This is a genomic window from Herbaspirillum sp. Sphag64 (assembly GCF_014192645.1).
Classification (GTDB): Bacteria; Pseudomonadota; Gammaproteobacteria; order Burkholderiales; family Burkholderiaceae_D; genus Herbaspirillum.
The window spans coordinates 1-2,143 of record NZ_JACHYE010000033.1; the positions used below are offsets into that span (position 1 = coordinate 1).

General features: G+C 58.1%; 3 protein-coding genes. All 3 read right to left on the reverse strand.

Translation table 11 applies throughout. The features are described 5' to 3' along the window. Complete coding sequence (locus FHW66_RS20635) at nt 1-726, reverse strand: ABC transporter ATP-binding protein (protein WP_183381706.1); 726 nt, start codon at nt 724-726, stop codon at nt 1-3. 31 nt (nt 727-757) lie between these two features. Continuing rightward, nucleotides 758-1,525, reverse strand: a complete 768-nt coding sequence (locus FHW66_RS20640) for an ABC transporter ATP-binding protein (protein WP_183381707.1) — start codon at nt 1,523-1,525, stop codon at nt 758-760. Between the two features lie 29 nt (nt 1,526-1,554). Further along, a partial coding sequence (locus FHW66_RS21075) for a branched-chain amino acid ABC transporter permease (RefSeq protein WP_255459093.1) occupies nt 1,555-2,143 on the reverse strand: 589 nt, incomplete at its 5' end.

Genomic DNA, 2,143 nt, shown 5'->3' on the forward strand with positions numbered 1-2,143 from the left:
TCACCCCTCCCCCAAATAAGCCGCCTTCACGCGCGGATCATCGAGCATGTCCTTGGCCAGGCCATTCATCGTAATCAGGCCCGACTCCATCACATAACCACGGTGTGCCGCCTGCAGCGCCAGTTTGGCGTTCTGCTCCACCAGCAGGATCGTGATGCCCTGTGCCGACACATTACGGATCACCTCAAAGATCTTTTCCACCATGATCGGCGACAAGCCCATCGACGGTTCATCCAGCAACAACAGCTTCGGATGGCTCATCAATGCACGTGCCATCGCCAGCATCTGCTGTTCGCCGCCCGACAAGGTACCGGCCATCTGCGCCGATCGCTCCTTCAAGCGCGGGAACACGGTGAACCAGTGCTCAATGTCCGCCTCGATCTGCGCCTTGTCATTGCTGGTGTACGCGCCCATGAGCAGGTTTTCCAGAATGCTCATGCGCGTAAAGACGCCCCGTCCTTCTGGGACCATCGCCAGCTTTTGCTCGACCAGATTGAACGAGCTTTGCCCCTTCAACGGTTGACCCAGGTAGCTGATGTGACCACTGACCTTGCATTGCGGCAGCGTACCAGTGATGGCTTTCAAGGTCGTCGTCTTGCCGGCACCGTTAGCACCGATCAGCGTGACCAGCTCGCCTTCGTTGACTTCCAGGCTGGCGCCCTTGACCGCTTTAATGCCGCCATAGGCAACATTGAGGTCTTCAATTTTAAGAATGTTCTTTGTCATTGTCGTTTGTCCTGACTTTTTTCCTGAGTGATTAGTGAGAAGCGCCCAAATAGGCTTCAATCACCGCGGGATTCTTTTGGATGTCAGCCGGTACGCCTTCGGCAATCGGCTTGCCGTAGTCCAGTACCGTCAGACGATCGCATAGGCCCATCATCAGTTTGACGTCGTGCTCAATGAGCAGCACGGTCTTGCCTTCTGCCTGAATCTTCACCAGCAATTCGCGTAGACCTAATTTTTCGGTGGCGTTCATGCCGGCAGCCGGTTCATCCAGTGCCAGCAGTTGTGGTTCGGTCGCTAGCGCGCGGGCAATCTCGAGGCGGCGCTGGTCACCATAGGACAGGTGGCGGGCCGTGCGGGCAGCGAATTTACCAATGCCGACGAAATCCAGCAGCTGTTGCGATTTCTCGCGAATGGCAGCTTCTTCGTCACGGGCTGCCTTGTGACGTAAGACGGCGCCCAGCAAGGTTTGCTTGGTGCGTACATGGCAGCCGACCATGACGTTTTCCAGGACCGTCATGTCGCCAAACAGGCGGATGTTCTGGAAGGTGCGGGCAATCCCGGCCTTGGCGACTGCATGCGGTGCGCTTGGCGAATAGGGCTTGCCGGCCAGCTCGAAGCTGCCGGTGTCGGGTTGGTATAGGCCGGTGATGACGTTGAAGAAGGTGGTCTTGCCGGCGCCGTTGGGGCCGATCAGGCCGTAAATCTGGCCTTCGTCAATCTTCAGGCTAACGCCTGACAGGGCTTGCAGGCCGCCGAATCGTTTGCTGACATCGGCGATTTTCAACAGGGTGTTGCTCATGTTCATTCCTCTGGTGGCGTCGATGATGGTTAGGCTTTGACTACGTCGGCGGCGGGTTCGCCGTGCGGGTGGTCGGCTTCGGGACGGTCTTCATGCTTGGGCGAGGGCCACAAGCCGGCCGGACGCGTGAGCATGATCACCACCATGGCCAGTCCGTAGAGCAATTGACGCAGTACTTCGGCATCGATCCAGACTTTACCGAACAGGCTCATCTGCAGCGGTTCGACCACGTGACGCAGTACTTCCGGCAAGGCCGCCAGAATGATCCCTCCCAGTACCACGCCGGGAATGTGTCCAATACCACCCAGCACCACCATGGCCAGCACCGCAATCGATTCGGTCAGGGAGAACGATTCGGGCGACACAAAGCCTTGGAAGGAGCCAAACATGGCACCGGCAATCCCACCAAACGAGGCGCCCATGGCAAACGCTAGCAGCTTGACGTTGCGGGTGTTGATACCCATCGCCTTGGCGGCAATTTCATCTTCGCGAATCGCGACCCAGGCTCGGCCCAGACGCGAATCCTGCAGGCGGGTGGAGAAGAAGATCACGCCGATGCACAGCAGCAGGAACAGGAAGTAGTAGGCGTTCACCGAGGGCATGCTGAAACCCAGAAAC